Below are 19,747 nucleotides of genomic sequence, written 5' to 3'. Positions count from 1 at the left end.
GGAAGCTCTTTTGAACCACCAGCACAGCAGGTGGTTTTCAAACATACAAAAAAAATAACGCCTATTTAGACGTTATTTTCGGGTTTTTGGTAGAAAATTGGAAAACTGACAGTAAAAACAGAGGTTTTCTTTCAGTTTTTTTTATTGATTTTAAGCCATTTTTACTGAGTTTTGCCACTATTTGCGATACATCTTAAACTCCAAATACAAATCATTGTAAATCTGCAAATACTCTGGTCCTAAATCCTTATAAACCTCTAAATGACTGATCGTTTCATTATCAGGATAAAACTGTTTGTCACCAGAGATTTCTTTCGGCAGCATCTCCAAAGCCTTCTTATTCGGTGTGGAATAACCGATATATTCTGCATTTGCCTTGGCACTTTCTGGACGCAGCATGAAGTTGATAAAATCATATGCCCCTTCTTGATTGGCTGAGGTTTTGGGGATCACGATGTTGTCAAACCAGAGGTTGGAGCCTTCTGGCGGAATCACGTAATGCAGGTGCTCATTTTGTCCCATCATGTCCGCTGCTTCCCCGGAAAAAGTCACAGCAACTGCGCTTTCTTCGTTAGCCATATACATTTTGATCTCATCCGCTACGATGGCCTTCACATTTGGCGTCAACTGGTTCAGCTTTTCGACTGCCTGGTTCAATTGCTGCCTATTTTTACTATTAATGGAATTGCCAAAGGTCGTCAAGGACAATCCCATGACCTCTCTGGCCCCATCGATCAGCATAATATTGTTGGCCAATTCTGGTCGCCAAAGATCCTCCCAATGCCGGATCTTTTCGCCATCTACAAATTTATCGTTATAAACAATCCCCAAAGTTCCCCAAAAATAAGGAATAGAATATTGGTTGTTCTTATCGAAATCCTGGTCAAGAAATCGCTCATCGATATTGTTTAGACCTTTGATTTTTTTGTGATCCAGCGGCAGCAGCAGTTCTTCTTTTTTCATCTTTTGAATCATGTATTCACTGGGGATCGCGATGTCGTAAGAGGTCCCCCCCTGCTTGATTTTTGCCTCCATGGCTTCGTTGGAGTCAAAGGTCTCATAATTGACTTTGTACCCGTACTCTTCTTCAAATTGTTTCAATAATTCAGGATCAATATAATCCCCCCAATTGTAAATATTCAATACATTGGAGCTGGCATTTCCTGCTCGATTTAAACGAATGTTCAAAAAGGTCAGCAGCAAAATGATGGCGATAACACCAATAAATAAGGAACGCAGTTTTTTCATTTCAGCACTGACACCTCCTCGAATTCACGCTTCCGTTTGCGTGCTTTCTTCGAATTGTCGCGACTGATAAAGTAATACCCGACCACTAGGATCAAAGAGAAGATAAACACCAAGGTAGACAGTGCATTGATCTCTAGACTAATCCCTTGACGTGCACGTGAATAAATTTCGACAGAAAGGGTTGAAAACCCATTTCCAGTCACGAAAAACGTCACAGCAAAATCATCAAGCGAGTACGTAAAAGCCATGAAATACCCGGCAACGATTCCCGGTGTTAAAAAGGGCAAAACAATAGTACTCAATACCTGCCAGTTATTCGCACCCAGGTCACGAGCCGCATCGATCATCGAATCGTTCATTTCCTGAAGCTTCGGTAAAACCATCAAAACAACGATTGGAATACTAAAAGCAACATGGGAAAGCAGTACACTGAAAAAGCCGAGTTGGAAGCTGCGGATCGTTCCCCCTAATATCGTAAACAGGATCAAGAAACTGGCACCGATAATGACATCCGGCGACACCATCAAAATGTTGTTCAATCCGAGCAATGCATTTTTTGACGCGCGCTTCCTTGTATAATAGATCGACATCGCTCCAAATGTCCCGATCATCGTCGCCAATAATGCAGACAAAAACGCCAAAACAAAGGTTTGAACCACGATACTGATCAGTCGAGTGTCTGAGAACAACGTTTCGTAATGTTCCCAAGTGAAGCCGGTAAAATTGGTCATCGTTCCGCCCTCATTGAAGGAATAGAAAATCAAATAAAAGATTGGAATATACAATAGTAAAAAGACCACTGCTAAGTAGAGATTGGACCATGGAAAACGTCTTTTGCGCATCAGACACGCCCTCCTTTTCGTTTCTCACCAGTCAGCATCATCACAATGAACATCGCCACGATCAGAATCACACCGATAGTAGAGCCCATGCCCCAGTTTTGGGTCACCAGAAAATGCTCTTCGATTGCTGTTCCCAGCGTGATCACACGGTTCCCACCGATTAAACGCGTCAGCATAAACAGAGAAAGCGATGGGATAAAGACGGCCTGCACACCGCTTTTAACACCGTTCAATGACAACGGAAAAATCACGCGACGAAACGTTTCAAAGTTATTTGCCCCTAAATCACGACTGGCACTGATCAAAGAAGGGTTGATTTCTTCCAATGCATTAAAAATCGGCATGATCATAAAAGGCAGTTCAATATATGCGGCTACAAACATAAAACTAAAATCCGTGAACAATAACTGGCGCGGACCAATTCCGATGAAGCTTAAAAATTCATTGATAGACCCGTTGGTGCTGAAAATGCCGATAAATGCATAAGCTTTCAACAATAAATTGATCCAAGTCGGCAAGACTACCAGCAACAGCAATAATTGCCGATGCTTTAATTTCGCCAAGAAATACGCAGTCGGATAGCTGACCAGCAGTGTCATCAAGGTGATCAAAAAAGCAAAAAAGACCGAATTGAAAGTCATTCCTAAATACGTCCCGGAAGTCAGGTACGTATGGTAGTTGCTCAACGTAAAGTGTCCATTCATATCAAAAAACGATTGATAGACGATCAGTACAACTGGTGCAATCACAAAAAACAGCAGCCAAAAATAATATGGGATCGAATAAATACGGCGCATACTTCTCATTTGTCCGCCTCCTACTTCTTAATAATCTATTTGTTTCCTAGTCGTCATAGCTTTCTAAACGCGCATCGAATTCTTCTTCAGTTTCATTGAAGCGCATGACGTGGATATCCTCGGGCTCAAAATACAAGCCGATTTTACTGCCTTCTTTGGCTTTGCGGGTGGAATGGACCATCCATTCATTGCCATCTTCGTCAACACCCATGATTTCGTAATGGACACCGCGAAACAGCTGGGTATTGACCGTGACCACCAATTTGCCGTTTTCTGGCTTCGTCATGGTCAGATCTTCTGGACGCAAAACGATCTCGACCGGCTCGTTTGGCCGCATTCCGCTATCGACACATTCAAATTCTTTGCCGACGAATTTCACCAGATTGTCTTCGATCATTTCTCCAGAAACGATATTGCTTTCGCCGACAAAATCCGCAACAAAATGATTGATCGGTTCGTCATAAATATCGACTGGCGTTCCGCTTTGCACGATTTTGCCTTTGTTCATCACAAAGATTTCGTCACTCATGGCCAAGGCTTCTTCTTGATCGTGGGTCACAAAAATAAAGGTGATGCCTAGACGCTTTTGCAGTTCCCGCAGCTCATACTGCATATCTGTCCGCAGTTTCAGATCCAATGCAGACAATGGCTCATCCAATAATAAAATCTTCGGTTCATTGACGATCGCACGGGCAATCGCAACCCGTTGGCGCTGGCCTCCCGACATCTCATTGATCTCACGGTCTTCATAACCGGGAAGCTGGACCATTCGCAAAGCTTCTTTGACTTTCTTGCGAATATCTTCTTTGGACAATTTTTTAATCTTCAGACCAAAAGCCACGTTGTCAAACACATTCATATGCGGAAATAAAGCGTAATCCTGAAACACTGTATTGACTTGCCGTTTATTCGCAGGTACATCATTTACCCGCTGGCCTTCAAGATCAATATCTCCCTCAGTAGCTTCGGTAAACCCCGCAATAATTCGTAAAATTGTTGTTTTCCCACAGCCTGAAGGACCCAAAAGCGTGTAAAAACGTCCTTCTTCAATATCAAAGCTGACATTTTTTAAGACGGCTTCATCGTCATATTTTTTGATCACATTTTTAAAGGAAATAATCGTATTTGCCATGTTGTCACTCCTTGTTCAACATTAGTTGGACGTTCTCTGCGTATAGCATCCAACTAAGACGTTTTGTTTATTTAATTTAACAGACATTAATAGTTTGACTGGCATCCTCAATAATGCTGTTCTTGCTCTCTATAAGTTTTCTTCTTTTATAAATAAGAGTCGGTGGCGACCAGCAGGACTTTGGCAAGTTCTTTGCCGTGGTTTTGCAAACGATGAGGTTTACTGGCCTCGTAGTACATGCTGTCGCCAGCCTTAGCGATAAATTCCTTGTCACCAAACTGAAGATGAACAGTTCCCTCCAAAACATAGATAAATGTTTCAGACAATGATGGTGCGAATTGCTTATACTGTCCTGTTTTCTCCAAGGTCAAGAGAATCGGCTCCATCTCATTTTCATTGGATTCTGGAATCAGCCATTTAATATGGTACCCGTTTGTCTCATCTGTGTAAAAAGTTGTGTCTTCCTTAGTATATAGAACCTTTTGCTCACCCGTTTTTTGACTGAAAAATTCTTCTGGTGTGACACCCAGAACTTCTAAAATATCAAAAAAAGTTTCCATCGAAGGTGAGCTGAGGTCTCTTTCCAGCTGAGAAATATAGCCCTTTGACAAATCCGTTCGTTCACCAAGTTCTTCTTGTGTCAGATTTTTTTGGATACGCAAATTTTTTAGCTTCTCGCCAATTTCCATCCCATCGCCCCCTTGTTTGGTAATAGTAAACTTCAAGTTTAATGATCCTTTTCAAGTATACGAAGTTCAGACAAAAAATCAAGCGATCCGCTGTGGATTCTTAGCATTCTCTCACTTGATACTCTCCTTAAAACTTTCCTATTTGCTAGATTAAGTAAAAAGGCGAACGATACCTGCTGAAAGCGGGTTATTCTAACAAAATTTGCAAAAAATAAATGATGGAAAGTTGCAATTTTGCTTGTTTCCGCTAAGATGGTAGTATCATGTTTTTGCAAAAGTTATTCATTCTTTTTTTTGTAAAGAAGAAACCTATTTGAATAAAAAGGAGTTGCACAAATGAAAAGCTTACAAGTTTCCAATGATCCACAGGTAGAAACGAAGATGGTTGAGGCGGCAAAGCCCATTTTGGGAGAAAATGAAGTGCTGGTACAGGTCGATTATTCTGGAATAAATTATAAGGATGCCCTTGCTACTCAACCCAATACTGGTGTTTTGCGCAGTTATCCTTTGACCCCAGGGATTGATCTTTCCGGAGTAGTCATCGAAAGCAATGACTCTGATTTTCCGATTGGAACGCCTGTTCTTGCTACCGGTTACGGATTAGGTGTCAGTCGCAATGGCGGGTTCAGCGAGTTTCAAGCGGTACCGACCTCTTGGCTAATCAAACGTCCTGCGACGCTTTCAGCCAAACAAGCGATGATCTTTGGTACAGCAGGATTCACCGCCGCTCTGGCCGTCGATGCACTTGAGGCTCACGGATTGGATGCAGGAAGCCGTGTATTGGTAACTGGCGCTACTGGTGGAGTCGGAAGTGTGGCTTTGCAATTTTTAAAACAGATCGGCTGCAAGGAAATCATTGCATTGACTAGAAAAACCAATCAATCGGATTATTTAAAAGCATTAGGAGCGACGCAAATTTTATCGCCAGAAGAACTCTTCCCCGAAAAAAATCGGCCATTGAACAAACAGCTTTTTGATTTTGTAGTGGATACTGTGGGCGGAGAAACATTGGCCAAGCTCCTTCCCTTCGTGCAATATGGCGGAAGCTTAGCTCTATGCGGAAATGCTGGGGGAATCAAACTGAACACCACTGTGCTTCCTTTCATTCTTCGTGGAGTGAATCTCTTGGGGATCGATTCGGTAGATGCCTCGATGGAAAAACGTTTGACTCTTTGGAATAAAATGGCAACGAAGTGGCAGGTAAGCGACTCGATACAAGTCCAAGAGGTCACTCTAGAGGAAGTCCTTTCTGTCGTAAACAAGCTGCTGGAAGGAACACATGTCGGTCGGACAATCGTCCGTATAGGGGGCCAATAACGATGAGAATCCTGATCACAGCAGGCGGCACCTCTGAGAAAATTGATGAGGTCCGTGCGATTACGAATCATTCTAGTGGAAAGCTCGGAAAAGCGATTGCTGAAGCGTTTTTGACGGATCCTCAAGTGTCTGTCGATTATTTGACAACACGGCAGGCCGTCCATCCTTCTAACGAAAGTTTGGATATGCATCTGATCGAAACAACTCAGGACCTCGAGAGCAGGATGCGCCAGCTGATGACAGAGCATACCTATGCTGCGGTGATCCACAGTATGGCTGTCAGCGACTTCACGCCAGACAGTTCGGTAACGATGGAAGAACTGCAATCGGTCATTGCCACTGATCCTGCTGATTTGGCGCAAGCTGTTCGTCGCAGGACACAGACTCGCACAGAGAAGAAAATTTCTTCAGATACTGATCATTTGGTGATTATCTTGAAAAAAAATCCTAAAATCATTCAGTTGATCAAAGAATTGCAACCTGACACGATTCTTGTGGGATTCAAGCTGCTTGTGGATGTTCCAATGCTTGAGCTATTAAGTGTGGCTGAAAAAAGCTTGGAAAAAAATCAGGCGGATTTTATTTTGGCCAATGACTTAGCGGAAATTTCTGGTGAAAAGCATCATGGCTACTTAATCAATCGCAATCATAAAGTGAAAGAGGCGCATACTAAGACAGAGATCGCTGAGTTGATCAAACAAGAGGTCCAAAAATTGGAGGAAACGAAATGAAGACGATTCTATTAGGGGTCAGCGGCAGTATCTCTGCCTATAAAGCTGCTGATCTAACCAACAGCTTAACCAAACAAGGGTATCAGGTCGATGTCATTATGACCAAAAGCAGTACAGAATTTATCACCCCTCTGACAATCCAATCACTTTCTCATCGACTGGTTCATACGGAAGTCATTGAAGAACCTGATGCAGCAAAAATCAACCATATCGAATTAGCAAAGCAAGCTGATTTGTTTCTGGTGGCGCCAGCTTCTGCGAGCATCCTTGGAAAGATGGCAAATGGAATCGCAGACGATCTTTTATCAACGGTTTCTCTGGCTTTGCTGCCGGAAACCCCAAAATTGATCGCTCCTGCCATGAACACTTATATGTATCAAAATCCGATCGTTCAACGCAATCTGGAAATACTGAAAGAGTCAGGCTATGAAGAAATCGAACCCCGAGAGTCGTTGTTGGCCTGCGGAGATTACGGACGAGGCGCTTTGGCAGCCGTTTCCGACATCGTTCAGCGAACTATGGAGAAATTAAAGGAGTAAACAGGTGAAGAATCTAAATGTTCGAAAATTTACATTGACAGCCATGTTTTTGGCGATCATGATCATTTTAGCGGTCACTCCGCTGGGCTTCATTCCCATCGGTCCGATCAATGCCACGACGATGCACATCCCTGTAATCATCGCCTCGATCGTTTTAGGGCCGAAGCTTGGCGGCGGTTTAGGGGCTGTGTTTGGGATTCTCAGTGCTACGCGTTCTACCGTGATCATTACACCCATGTCTTTTGCCTTTTCGCCATTCATTGCGAATCCACTGACGGGTCATGGAGACTGGTGGGCATTGATCATTGCAATCATCCCAAGGATCTTGATCGGGATCGTCCCTTATTTTGTTTACAAGGGTTTAGAAAAGCTTTTGAAATCAAAGGCACGCCCCGTTAGCCTATTTATCGCTGGTTTGGCAGGATCGATGACGAATACGATCCTAGTCATGAATTTGATTTATTTTATTTTTAGAGATAGTTACGCGGATGTACTTCAGGTAACAGCAAGTGCAGTGTACGGCATCATTCTGGGTATCATTTTTGGCAGTGGCTTGGTGGAGGCAATCGTTGCTGGCATCGCCACGCTGGGTGTTTGTTCCGTCTTGCTACGCTTATTGAGACAGTAGAAAAAAAACAGAAACTGCGCTATTGCAGTCTCTGTTTTTTTATTGTCTTCACCGTTGAGAAAAGGTAATTGTTGAGACAACACGCCTCTACACTCTAGATACCAGACGCGCATACTGTCACCACTCTTCTTATAAGACAATCATAGGCAAATTTTTTTTCGTCTGTTTTATCGGTATCTATTCTCTAGAGTCCATTTTAACAATTTAAATTTTTCTACTTTTTTAGACTTCTTGTACACTTTCGCGTTGACTAATTGTTGTTTCACCCGACTTTTTTTCAATCCGATTTCCTAATCGAGTAACCAATAGCACGACTGCCATTAAACTACTGAATACAATTCCTGCAAGATACGAATTTGTTCCAGCAGAAATTCTTGTTGCTGCAAGAAGCATAGGAGCAGCGAAACCGGCTAATGAGGAAATCAATGTGTTCATTGCAATGGCCACCGGGAACTGCTGATGGTTGGCTAAGATAGACAACTCGAATGGAATCGTCGCATTGACCATAACAATCCCCATACCTGAGAACATATTCCCGGCAATGTGCAGTGCAGGATTATTAAAAAAAACGATGCAGATATAAGATAAAGCAAAAGCGACAAAACCCCATGCCATTGTATCTGTTTTAGTAAGCTTACGAATATATTTTAAGCCAAAAGCGGTGCAGATCCCTCCAACATTTCCTAAAGCAGTGACCATCGCCGTATAGGCCGTTCCATTACCTTTTGAAGCCAGCAGGATCGATTGATTTGCCATAAATATCATCAAGCAAAGGGAAGTAACAAAGGTGACGATGAGCATGACATAGACGTAGCCATTCAAACTTTTGACTGTTTTACCGAAACTGATAGTACGTTGGTTCGATATTTCTTCTTCTGATAATTTACGATCTCTTGGCACTAATAGTAGGACTACTAGAAGTATTAGAATAGCTGCACCGTATACCCAAAAGAGGTTTTGCCAATTTGTACTTCCCAAAACACCGCCAATTGCAGTAAAACCCATCATCCCTAAATTATTGAAGCCGACAGCCCAGCCCATTACGGTTGCTCTTTCTTCTCCATCAAAATGCTCTTGCAATAATACTGGTCCAACATTACTGATTAGCCCAAGCCCAAATCCTAGAGCGACCATACATGCCAAGATAATGTTCAGGCTGCTGTTATAAAAAACAGGAAGCAAGCCGCTGATTGCCACAATTGCTACTGAGACAACCCCAATATTTTTTCTAGTCATTTTATAAGTGAGCCAAGTAAAAAGTAACGTGGCGATCAGCTGCCCCAACTGCGGAATCGAGCTGAGCATCTGAACTTTTGATATAGGTTCTTGAGGAAATGATTTCGAAATGGCAGCAATCGCTGCACCGACGACAGAACCTGACATCAGCAGAAGATTCATGCTTAAGATACCTAAAGCTAGAGATAATTTTTTCTTATTCATAATAATTACACTCCTTCATATTGTTGTTTCCGCTTTCAATCGTTAAATAAAGTATAGGGTAGAAAAAGACACCTCACCATATGCAAAATTCATAAGCTATGTGGCCTTTTCATAGGTGCATGTTCTGCCTTGCTCTATTTTTTAATCATTGCCTTCATTTGAATACTTGCTCCTTTTCCTCTAATAATCGCTAATGCTTTCCCTTGAAAGAGTCTGATGTTTTCTAAATTATGGGTCTCCTGATCAATTGGGTTTCCGTTAGCTAATCCAATCACCTCTCCGTTTTCCACATGAATAGACAGCTGATGATCGGACGTTGGTACAAACCGCTGTTGGTCATCAATTGCTTCTAATGCAAAAAGGCTACAGTCATTTCCCTCAAAAATTTTTTTACAATTTATTGCGCTTATCGCTGAGCTGGTCTCACAATAGATCTCATTGATAGGGTTATTTTCTTCATAAGCAGTGGCACTTATTCTCCCAGCTTGATAGAAAACTTCCCAATTAGCAATACCATTTGTCACTTTTTTCCTTCCATAACTAGTACCATTTACAAAAAGCTCAACTTCGTTAGCATTACTAAATACACGAACAGAAACCAATCCGTCCTCCTTGATTTCAAGTCCCTCTTCATTCCAATGAGGCAGGATATGAAGGATAGGTTCCTTTTTCCAACGGGCTTGATAATAATAGTAGTAATCCTTTGCAAAGCCGCATAAATCGGCAATACCAAACTGCGAAGAAATAGCTGGCCATCCAAACGGAGAGGGTTCGCCGTAGTAATCAAAAGCTGTCCAAAGAAAAACACCGCCCATATACTGATGGTCAGACAGATAATTTAATACTTTCTCCGGTGTTGCTGTGCCCCCTGCACCTGGATCGCCTGGCTGTCGTTTTCCAGGTAATATCATTGAAAACAGCGAACCAAAATTAGAGCAGTGACACTTTTTTTCATCGTCTTTATAAATTCCCCTGGTAGAAAAGTAGGAAGCATTTTCTGTACTCATGATCGAGCGTTTTGGATACCGCTCCTTAATCTTCATCGCACCAGGCCCCATGGCATCAGCCTCTGGGTAGTTTACGCCTAACACATCATAATTCGCCAGATAGTCTTCATTGACTATACCTTCAGGGTTTAGCAGCTCTGCTGAAACAACCAAGCTCTCGTAGTTTTGCTGCTTAATACAACGAACTAGTTTCTTGGCAATCCGACTGCCTAAGTCAGTATTTCCAATCACTTCTTCGTTCGCTACGGACCAAAAGGCCATCGAAGCATGCATTCGACTTTTTTTAACCATGTTTTCTAAATCCTGCATCCGCCATGGTGAGCTTTCTAATAAACGATTTTCATTCATCAAAAGGATTCCGAAACGATCACAAGCTTCCAATAATTCCGCTGAGGCAAAATGATGAGCGCTGCGCCACGCATTTACCCCCATTTCCTTCATCGTTTTCACTTTGTAGTCAACGATATCCTGATTTAATGCCACGCCTACACCAGCGAAATCTTGATGCTCGCATACACCACGTAATTCATACAAGCTTCCATTTAAATGAAATCCCTGAGTATCGTAGGTAAAAGTTCGTATCCCAAAGTTCTTACGACATTCGTCCGTTTCCATTTGAAAAACAGCGGTATATAAATGCGGCAGTTCAGGTGACCACAGGATCGGCGAAGGGAAATGAAAGGTTTCTTTTATTGTTCTGCTTTCAAACGGTTGTAACACTTGTTGGATCAAAGGGATGACGTGTTCATCAATCTTGATCACAGGGGTGACCTCGACTGTGTCTGATGAATGATTTTCGATACAAACCTCTGTGCCTAATATCGCCCCTGTTTCTTCAAGTTCCTTTGTGTAAATATAAGCACTTTCCCGATCGAAAGAAATCAGTGGTAAAAATTCTAACCAAACGTCTCGATAGATGCCTGCCCCTTCGTACCACCACCCCTCTGCTCCTGTAGTAGTATCCACTCGAACCAACAACACATTGATTCCTTCATCACCATATCTAGCCATCTCAGAAATATCAAAGGAAAAACTGGTATAGCCGCTATCATTATGACCCAAATAGGCACCATTCAACCAAATATCCGCTGAACGCATCACTCCTTCAAAATGCAAAAGAACACGGTTCTGATCGATCAGTGCATCCTTTAGCGAAAACGTTTTTCGATAATAGCCGACTCCCTCCTCTTTCGATCCTGACATCAATAATTCTGGCGCTTGCGTATAGGGCCGACTAATTTTCCAGTCATGAGGAATACCGATCGTTTGCCAATCTTGGTCTAAATCTGAATCAAAATCGGTCCCTGCTAAATGCTTTAATCCTTGAATTTCGTCTCCTTGAGCAATCAGTTTTAAAAAGTGTGCACCTCCAGCTCCATAAATCACTCGATTTCCTACTTCTTCAGTTAATGGCGCAGCCAAGCCGCCTAAAGCATGCGCCTTTTTTGCCGTCTTATTAGGAATTCCAACTTCTCCATAATGAAACTGCCAGTCCTTATTCAACCTTTTTTCATCTCGCATCTGGTTTCCTCCTTTGATACTCCTTATTCTAGTCACTCGTTCTCTGTGATATAATGAAAAATACCGACTTCAAGAAACCGTTTACTATAATTTCCCGACCTTTCGGAGGTGTTTTATGAAAAAAGATCCATTTTCTGAACTTCATTTTGGTGACGCTGAAATCCCTCAAATTAGCATTCATTCCCCTATCGCCATTTTCTACAAACAAAAAATTAGAGATAACATTCTTTATACCAAGGTGCAAGATGGTGACATTACGGCTTTTGAAAATGAAGAGTATCAAGCGTTGCATAAAAATCAGAATTTTGAATTGATGTATGTACTTCAGGGGGAATTAACCAATTATATTGAGGATAAGGAGTATGTTCTTCGTGCTGGAGAAGGCTGTTTATTAAATACACAGATTCTGCATCGCGAAATCCTTTCAGAAGGCTGCAATGTTGTCTTTTTGAACTTATCACCAACACTGCTTCAAGAGTTGTTAGCGAATGATTCGAGTAACGGGCCTATTTTTACATTCCTAGAAAAAAATCTACAAACAGATTCTCAATGGAAACGCAGTTATATCGAGTTCACTCCTTGTTTGCCTTATCAAAGTGAGAGCTTCCATGTCATTATTGATTCTTTACAGTTAGAAGTGGCAACGTCTAAAATCGGACGCGCCTATTTTCAACGAGGATTAATTTTACGTCTATTAGATGCCTTAGAAAATGTTAATCAGTTCTCACTTCAACAAATTGACCTAGACTTATCGAAGGAACAGTATCTTGTCAATCGTTTGATTCATTTAATCGAAAGCCGTTTTGGCCATATCTCTCGCAAAGAAATTGAAGTTGCTTTACATTACAATGCCGAGTACTTGAATCGACTGTTAAAGCGTCAAACTCAAATGACCATTGCCCACTACGCACAAATGATTCGAACGCAAAAAGCTCAACAGTTATTAAATACCACTGATTTAACGATTCAACTCATTGCAGAGCATTTAGGATTTTCTACTGAAGCCTATTTCTATCACTTCTTCAAAAAGCAAACCGGAATCTCTCCAAATCAGTATCGGAAAAAATTTAAGCTCTAAAAAGACAGTAGACCTCCTCCATAAAATGGACAGTGTCTACTGTCTGACCGATTGAGTCCTCAATCGGTTTTTTTTACGTGAAGGGAACTCTTCTCTCGATATTCAGTTGGCAATAACTTTAGATACTTGCGGAACACTTTATAAAAGTAAGAAGGATTTTCATATCCTACTTTTAATGCAATCTGTTCAATTGGCGCATTTGTATAGGTCAAATATTCGGCCGCGACATTCACTCGTTGCAAATGGACTAATTTGATGAAGGTGCGTCCTGTGTGTTTTTTTAAGTAGGAAGATAAATAGTTTGGATTGAAGCCAAAATGCTGTGCCATATCATCCAAGGTAATATGCGCATAGTTTTTCTCAATATACAGCAGCAGAGATAATAAATTGATCCCACCCTCATCTTCTCCAGCAATCATTGCTTGTTCGCTGGCAGCAGAGCGAATCAATCGTCCAAAGAGTGTCAACAGCTCTAACCGGATGATCTGATTCGACTGTGTATCTGGGTAATAATACTCTTGGATGATGTCTTCTAACAACAAATGAATCTTCTTATCCTGATGTGTCCGGAACAAACGATAAATATTTTCTCCTTGTCTCTCATTCGACAGCAACGAAAAAAGTAAAGAAGACACCTTTTTCGTTGCACGATCCTCGTTCATAAAATGATAATCATTTAAATTAAAGGCGGTATCTTTCAATGTCAGATTAACGACAATCGTATCCGCTTCGATTGGCTTTACTCGATGAATCGTATGGTTCCCAATAATGATCAAATCGTTTTGTTTTAACTTCAGCTCATCGTTTTTGGTAATAACCGTACATTCTCCTATAAGCGGAACAATGATTTCCACAAAATTATGCACATGAAAAGGGATGAAGGAGTTCACTGGCTGAACTGACACCGCAATTGATTTAGGATTCACCTCTAAAGAATCATCCAGCGTATGAAAAAATTCATACACGGGCTCGCTTTTCAATACACTTGAACGCCGCGGCTTCATTTCAGGTCCCAGCTCGTTCCAGTCACGAGGATGATTTTTATTTTGTAGAATTGTAAGAATTTTTTGCTCCATCTTATTTTCCCTCCCACTTTCATTTTTAGTATCTATTCATCCATTGAATACTATTGATGATTATTTCTTCAGAGTGGTATCAAAATATTTACGACAAAGAAAATCAATAAAGAAGTTCATCGAATAGCTGCCTACTTTTTGAAAGTTTTTTGAATTAATAATAAATACGTGATCAATCGAAGGACTAAAAAAAATATTCTGTTGCTGTGTCAGCAAAATAGTTGGACACTTTGATCGAAGAATCTGATCAAATATCGCAGAATGGTTTGAAAAGAAATTACCGTATGAAGAAAGAATGATTGCTAAAGAATCCTTTGTTAAGGATCGAGCAAGTTCCAGCTGTAGCCCAGCATTTCCCCCAACATACGTCAGCTTATTGGATAATATCAACCCCTCTTGTAATGAACGGGCTGTTTGAATAGATGTGCTGTAGCCAAAGATCATGATATTCTCATGCCGGATGATCAAATCGATCAATTGTTCAATCATAGTGATATCCACTGTATTTATAGTATCCTGGATTGAACGAATAATCGCTTGTCCATACGCTTCAAATGAAAAGTACGGTTCTGAGGATATACTTAAAAATTCTTCCCTGCTTAGGCGAAACAATCGCGTCGGATCTGTTTGGTTTTCAACTTCAATTGCCTCCTTTAATTCTAAGAAGGATCGAAATCCAAAGTGTTTGCAAAATCGAGTAATAGTAGACGGGGTTACGAAAATTGCATCCGCCATTTCGGTGATCGTCATCTCAGGAATATGAGCCTTAGCTTTAAAAATGAAGCTAATAATTCTTGAATAGGTATCAGATCTAGCATGTTCATTCAAGTAATCTAAAAGTACCAACGTTTGTTTCATCTGTTCCTCCTTCATGAATTGTTTATTATTTCAACACAATTAAAAAAAATCAGCCCAATAGGAAAAGTGAGCATTAATCGAAAAACAAATCCTTTCCTCAAGTTGATAAAATAAAATCATGAAAAAGAAAGGATGTTGAAAAATGAAATTTATGGACCGCTTTCAACAACTGTTAGAAAAAACCTTAGTTCCCTTTTCTAACAAATTAGGCCAAAACAAAGTCATGCAAAGTATCTCGGAAGGGATGATCATGACGCTTCCAGTGACCATTGGCGCTTCTGTTTTCTCGATATTGGCAAATTTCCCAATAAAACCTGTAAATGAATGGTTCCAAAATATGGGGATCTCTGCCTCAATGAACGCGATCGTCAATGGTTCAACTAACATTTTAGCCGTTTTTATCGTTTTTGCAATTGCCTATTGCTATGGGAAGAGGTCACAGTCTAACGGGATCGTCGCTGGTTTACTAAGCCTGGCTAGCTTTTTTATGCTAGCACCGCAGTCAGTTGGAGAAGGCGAAAAAGCAACTGCGGCCTTTTCCATGAACTATCTTGGCAGTGAAGGAATCATCGTTGCGATTTTAGTTGCCATCTTGGTCGCTGCCTCTTATGTAAAGCTAAGCCGAGTAAAGAAATTAGTTATCCATCTACCGGATTCAGTGCCTTCTATGGTTAGCCAATCCTTAGAGCCCTTAGTTATTGGGATCATCCTATTTATTTTCGTTTTCATGTTTAGATTAGCCTTTGATTTCACAAGCTACGGCACATTTTTTGAGTTCATCAACCAATTAATCGCTAAACCTTTGATGAATATTGGCGGGTCTGTACCAGCTATTTTATTAGTGTTTGTTTTATCAAATATTCTATTTTTGTTTGGTATCCATCCAGCGGCAGTCCAAGCAGCTATCATGCCGATTATTATATCTATGATGGTTGGCAGTTCTGCTGCCTTTCAAGCGGGTGAACAAATTCCGCATTTAGAAAACTTAGCTGTGTTCGCTTTTGTCAACAACGATTCAGCCGGAGGAACATTAAGCTTGCTGATTATGGGGCTCGTTATCGGGAAATCTAAACGCTATAAGGAATTCTTCAAAATTTCTTTGATTCCAAATTTGTTCAATATCAACGAACCAGTCATTTTCGGGATGCCGATTGTTTTGAATCCAATAATGTTTATTCCCTTCACTCTCTCTAGTTTGATTAGCGGCGGAGTCGCCTTCCTAGCAGTTAAAGTAGGCTTCATCACTAATTACAATCCTATGATCGGACTCGGAATGCCTTGGACGCTTCCTAAAGCTATTGCCAGTGTATTTACTGTTGGCTGGCAAGGGACGATTGTCTGGATCATCAATTTCATTTTACTGATGCTCTTGTACTATCCATTTTTTAAAGTATTAGACAAGCAAGCATTAAAGGAAGAGGGGCAATAGGGAATGAGCGTGATTGCACATTTGAAAACAGATTTCCCCGCTGATTTTTTATGGGGAGCTAGCACCTCTGCGTTTCAAGTAGAAGGAGCCGCTGCTGAGGATGGCAAAGGCCTTTCGGTAGCAGACATTCGTTCGTTGGAAGGAAAATATCTTGATACCTCCGTCAGTGTCGATCACTATCACCATTTAGCAGAAGATGTTGCATTAATGAAAGAACTTGGGTTAACGTCTTATCGTTTTTCAATTAGCTGGACAAGAATTTTTCCTAATGGTAATGATTCGCATCCAAATACTCGTGGGCTGGCTTTTTACCGTCGCTTAATCACACTCCTAAAAAAGAGCGGCATTGAACCAATCGTGACTATTTTCCATTTTGATCTGCCTCAGAGCTTAGTTGAACAGTACAACGGCTGGGCTGACAGACGCTGCGTGGATGACTATGTCCGTTATGCCAAATTGCTTTTTGAAGAATTTGGGAGCATGGTTAATTACTGGCTGACCATTAACGAACATTCCTTGCTTATCAATGTACCAAGTATGATTGGGCTCAAAGAAGAGAATCCTAAAAAGCTACGAGCAATGGCGGAGTATGCGAATTATCATATGTTCCTAGCACAGGCCAAAACATTTAACCTATGCCATAAGCTGTTGCCAAATGCAAAAATCGGACCTGCTGTTTCCTATATGACAAACTTATCCTATAATCATAAATCTTCAGATGCTCTACTCGGAAAATCATTGGAAGATATGGTCAGTTTTATTACAATGGATGTTGCTGTTAGAGGAGAGTTTCCTACCTACTATTTGAGAAAATTACAAGAAAAAAATATATCCTTGCCTTTCCAGCCCGAAGACGAAAAAGAATTTTTAACTGGGCGAGCCGATTTTTTAGGCCTCAACTGGTACTGTACCAGTATTTTTCGACACAATGAACAGGCAGCATCCAAAATGCTGGCTGGTGTGGTTGATCATATCGAACGCTACAATGATCCTGAATTGCTGCACACAGAATGGGGCTTTTCTTTTGATCCTCTTGGTCTTCGATATGCATTGCAGCGTGTTCATGATCGCTACCCTCACCTGCCTTTAATGATCACTGAGTGCGGCTGGTCTGAACGAGAACACTTGGAAAACGGAAAAATTCATGATCAAACACGGATCCGTTTTTTGAACGATCACATTTACCAACTCAGAGAAGCACTTCGTGATGGAGTCAACATTATTTCTTTCAACCCGTGGTCTTTCATAGACTTACTGAGTGTGAACGATGGCATTGAAAAAAGGTATGGCCTGATCTTTGTTGACCGAGATAACCTCTCAGAAAAGAAACTGAAGCGATATAAGAAAGATAGTTTCTATTTTTATCAGCAAGTGATTCAGCAAAACGGTGCCAACCTTGAAGCACCTATGAATTCGAACTCAATGTAAAGATATGCTTCGTGTTCTTTGTATTTATCCTGAACCTGCTTTTGGAGGATAAATACAAAGAGTTTTTTTGAAGACTGTTAATTAAAGTCGGATTATCGTAGGATTTACCATCTAAAGTCGCTTTTTTCAATTATCCAAAAAGATTATTTCCCTTACACTATCACTAATAGAAAAACTCATCAATAGAACCAGTGAAATGACCACACAGCAGATGTTTTTTCACAATGGTTCCTCTATTCTTTCCAGGCTAAACTGAAAGCGTCAACAAGTATACTTAAATCATGGAGGTTCGAAACACATGTTAGATTTAACAAAGAAACCATATCAATTAACAAAAGAACAAATTAAGTTGCTTCAAGTAAAAATCAAAAGCATGACCTTAAACGAAAAAATTGGACAGCTTTTTTTTGTCATTGGACAAGATGACGAACAGGTGGACATTGCAGAATTTATTAAAACCTACCGTCCTGGAGGAATGATGTACCGTCCTGCTTCAGCGGAGAAAATGAAGCGACAGCTAACAACGGCCCAAGAAGCCAGTGACATTCCATTATTCTTCTCCGCAAATTTGGAGTCTGGCGGAAACGGTATTATTACGGAAGGTACTTGGTTTGGAATGCCAATGCAAATCGCAGCAACAAACGACTCTGAACATGCCTATGAACTGGGCAATGTTGCTGGATACGAAGCTGCTCAAGTCGGCTGCAACATGTCTTTTTCACCGATTGTTGATATTGATATGAACTTTCGCAACCCCATCACCAACACCCGAACCTTTGGAAGTGATCAAGAATGTGTGATTGAAATGGCTACAGCTCAAATCAAAGGGCTGGAAAAAAACGGTATTCTCCCCGTTATCAAGCATTTTCCTGGTGATGGTGTTGACGAGCGCGACCAGCATCTGTTGAGTACTGTTAACTCCTTAACTGCTGACGAATGGATGAACTCCTACGGGAAAATCTACCAAACCTTTATCGATCAAGGGATTACCAGTATCATGATTGGTCATATCCTACAGCCAGCTTGGGAAAGAAAACTTTCTCCGGGTTTGAAGGATTCAGAACTAAGACCAGCCTCCGCTTCAAAGCGCTTGATTGAGGGTCTTCTGCGTGATGAACTTGGCTTTAACGGCTTAGCGATTACCGACGCAACACCAATGATCGGCTACAATTCAATTTTGCCGCGGGAAGAATTACTGCCAGCCACGATTAACGCAGGTATTGATATGATTTTGTTCAATAAGAATATTGATGAAGATTACACTTTTATCAAGAAGGCCATTGAAAATGGCACGTTGAAACTAGAACGAGTAGAAGAAGCAGTATTGCGAATCCTCGCCACAAAAATGTCTAATGGGTTGTTTGAAAGAAAGCTTGCTGAAACACTGGAGTTACATACTATGGAACATGCAGAAAAAGCAGCAGCTGTCGCTAAAAAATCTGTCACCCTAGTCAAGGATCGTGATCAGCTTCTTCCCTTGACCGTTGATCGTTATCCACGAATTCGAATGGTTGTTTTAGGCGATTCGGATGATGGAGGCTTTAAGGAAGGCGGCAAGGTTTCTGACATTTTCCTACAACAGCTGCAGGATCTCGGTTTTGAGGTCACCCTTTATGATCGCCAACACCTAGATTTTCACGAGATTTTTGAAGAAGGCGTGGCAGAAATGAAGGAAAAGTTTGATTTAGCGCTTTATATCGCAAACATTGAGACCGCCAGCAACCAAACAACCACTCGATTGGATTGGATCCATTTAATGGCTGCGGATGCTCCTTGGTTCATGAAAGCTATTCCGACAATCTTTGTTTCAACAGCGAACCCTTATCATTTATTTGATATACCAGCTGTATCAACCTATATCAATACCTATACTGGAAATAAAGCAAGCATTGATGCCGTCATTAGAAAAATGATCGGCTCTGAAGCTTTTGAAGGAATGAGTCCTGTAGACCCATTTTGCGGTGATTTTACCGCCAAACTATAATTA

The 19,747-nt window shown here is 41.1% G+C and carries 17 protein-coding genes; 8 read left to right on the top strand and 9 right to left on the bottom strand.

Annotation, left to right across the window (positions count from 1 at the left end; translation table 11 throughout):
- Positions 1-177: 177 nt before the first annotated feature.
- The 5 genes from NRIC_RS11600 to NRIC_RS11580 all read right to left on the bottom strand — a co-directional run bounded on the left by NRIC_RS11600 (position 178) and on the right by NRIC_RS11580 (position 4,708).
- Positions 178-1,248, bottom strand: coding sequence for an ABC transporter substrate-binding protein (locus NRIC_RS11600; protein ID WP_146622878.1), 1,071 nt, complete (start codon positions 1,246-1,248; stop codon positions 178-180).
- The gene (locus tag NRIC_RS11595) at positions 1,245-2,090 is read right to left on the bottom strand and encodes an ABC transporter permease (protein WP_146622877.1); all 846 of its coding nucleotides are present in this window, start codon (positions 2,088-2,090) and stop codon (positions 1,245-1,247) included. The genes NRIC_RS11600 and NRIC_RS11595 overlap by 4 nt, the downstream gene beginning before the upstream one ends.
- Positions 2,090-2,896: an ABC transporter permease gene (locus NRIC_RS11590; protein WP_146622876.1), complete on the bottom strand. Its 807-nt coding sequence runs from the start codon at positions 2,894-2,896 to the stop codon at positions 2,090-2,092. Before NRIC_RS11590 ends, NRIC_RS11595 begins: the two co-directional genes overlap by 1 nt.
- A 37-nt stretch (positions 2,897-2,933) precedes the next feature.
- Entirely contained in the window at positions 2,934-4,019 is a 1,086-nt protein-coding gene (locus tag NRIC_RS11585) for an ABC transporter ATP-binding protein (protein WP_146622875.1), read from the bottom strand.
- Between the two features lie 146 nt (positions 4,020-4,165).
- On the bottom strand, positions 4,166-4,708 hold the full coding sequence (locus tag NRIC_RS11580; RefSeq protein ID WP_146622879.1) for a helix-turn-helix domain-containing protein: 543 nt from the start codon (positions 4,706-4,708) through the stop codon (positions 4,166-4,168).
- A 336-nt stretch (positions 4,709-5,044) separates the two neighbouring features.
- Here NRIC_RS11580 and NRIC_RS11575 point away from each other — a divergent pair, with 336 nt between their 5' ends.
- Genes NRIC_RS11575 through NRIC_RS11560 form a run of 4 tightly spaced genes read left to right on the top strand, consistent with a single transcriptional unit; the run spans position 5,045 to position 7,923 of the window.
- On the top strand, positions 5,045-6,025 hold the full coding sequence (locus NRIC_RS11575; protein ID WP_146622874.1) for a YhdH/YhfP family quinone oxidoreductase: 981 nt from the start codon (positions 5,045-5,047) through the stop codon (positions 6,023-6,025).
- 2 nt (positions 6,026-6,027) lie between these two features.
- Positions 6,028-6,756, top strand: coding sequence for a phosphopantothenate--cysteine ligase (locus NRIC_RS11570; RefSeq protein ID WP_146622873.1), 729 nt, complete (start codon positions 6,028-6,030; stop codon positions 6,754-6,756).
- Positions 6,753-7,295 (top strand): phosphopantothenoylcysteine decarboxylase, encoded by a 543-nt coding sequence (coaC, locus tag NRIC_RS11565; protein WP_146622872.1) that lies wholly within the window; start codon positions 6,753-6,755, stop codon positions 7,293-7,295. Before NRIC_RS11570 ends, coaC begins: the two co-directional genes overlap by 4 nt.
- Before the next feature lie 43 nt (positions 7,296-7,338).
- Positions 7,339-7,923, top strand: coding sequence for an ECF transporter S component (locus NRIC_RS11560; protein WP_265416112.1), 585 nt, complete (start codon positions 7,339-7,341; stop codon positions 7,921-7,923).
- A gap of 222 nt (positions 7,924-8,145) precedes the next feature.
- Here the strand turns inward: NRIC_RS11560 and NRIC_RS11555 are convergent, their stop codons facing one another.
- Complete coding sequence (locus NRIC_RS11555) at positions 8,146-9,363, bottom strand: MFS transporter (protein WP_146622870.1); 1,218 nt, start codon at positions 9,361-9,363, stop codon at positions 8,146-8,148.
- 134 nt (positions 9,364-9,497) lie between these two features.
- The gene (locus NRIC_RS11550; RefSeq protein WP_146622869.1) at positions 9,498-11,891 is read right to left on the bottom strand and encodes a DUF4982 domain-containing protein; all 2,394 of its coding nucleotides are present in this window, start codon (positions 11,889-11,891) and stop codon (positions 9,498-9,500) included.
- 115 nt (positions 11,892-12,006) lie between these two features.
- On the opposite strand from NRIC_RS11550, the gene NRIC_RS11545 reads away from it, so the two are divergent.
- Positions 12,007-12,969, top strand: coding sequence for an AraC family transcriptional regulator (locus tag NRIC_RS11545; RefSeq protein WP_146622868.1), 963 nt, complete (start codon positions 12,007-12,009; stop codon positions 12,967-12,969).
- Positions 12,970-13,028: 59 nt separating this feature from the next.
- On the opposite strand, the gene NRIC_RS11540 is transcribed toward NRIC_RS11545, so the two are convergent.
- The gene (locus NRIC_RS11540; protein WP_146622867.1) at positions 13,029-14,045 is read right to left on the bottom strand and encodes an AraC family transcriptional regulator; all 1,017 of its coding nucleotides are present in this window, start codon (positions 14,043-14,045) and stop codon (positions 13,029-13,031) included.
- A 60-nt stretch (positions 14,046-14,105) separates the two neighbouring features.
- Entirely contained in the window at positions 14,106-14,903 is a 798-nt protein-coding gene (locus NRIC_RS11535) for a MurR/RpiR family transcriptional regulator (protein ID WP_146622866.1), read from the bottom strand.
- Positions 14,904-15,045: 142 nt separating this feature from the next.
- Here NRIC_RS11535 and NRIC_RS11530 point away from each other — a divergent pair, with 142 nt between their 5' ends.
- From NRIC_RS11530 to NRIC_RS11520, 3 genes are all read left to right on the top strand, one after another.
- Complete coding sequence (locus tag NRIC_RS11530) at positions 15,046-16,332, top strand: PTS sugar transporter subunit IIC (protein WP_146622865.1); 1,287 nt, start codon at positions 15,046-15,048, stop codon at positions 16,330-16,332.
- Between the two features lie 3 nt (positions 16,333-16,335).
- Complete coding sequence (locus tag NRIC_RS11525; protein WP_146622864.1) at positions 16,336-17,760, top strand: glycoside hydrolase family 1 protein; 1,425 nt, start codon at positions 16,336-16,338, stop codon at positions 17,758-17,760.
- Between the two features lie 298 nt (positions 17,761-18,058).
- Positions 18,059-19,744 carry a glycoside hydrolase family 3 protein gene (locus tag NRIC_RS11520; protein ID WP_146622863.1) on the top strand — a complete coding sequence of 562 codons (1,686 nt, stop codon included), beginning with the start codon at positions 18,059-18,061 and terminating at the stop codon, positions 19,742-19,744.
- The last annotated feature ends 3 nt before the right edge of the window (positions 19,745-19,747 follow it).

Source organism: Enterococcus florum, assembly GCF_004309355.1.
Classification (GTDB): Bacteria; Bacillota; Bacilli; order Lactobacillales; family Enterococcaceae; genus Enterococcus_A; species Enterococcus_A florum.
This window is presented reverse-complemented; position numbering and strand designations above follow the sequence as displayed.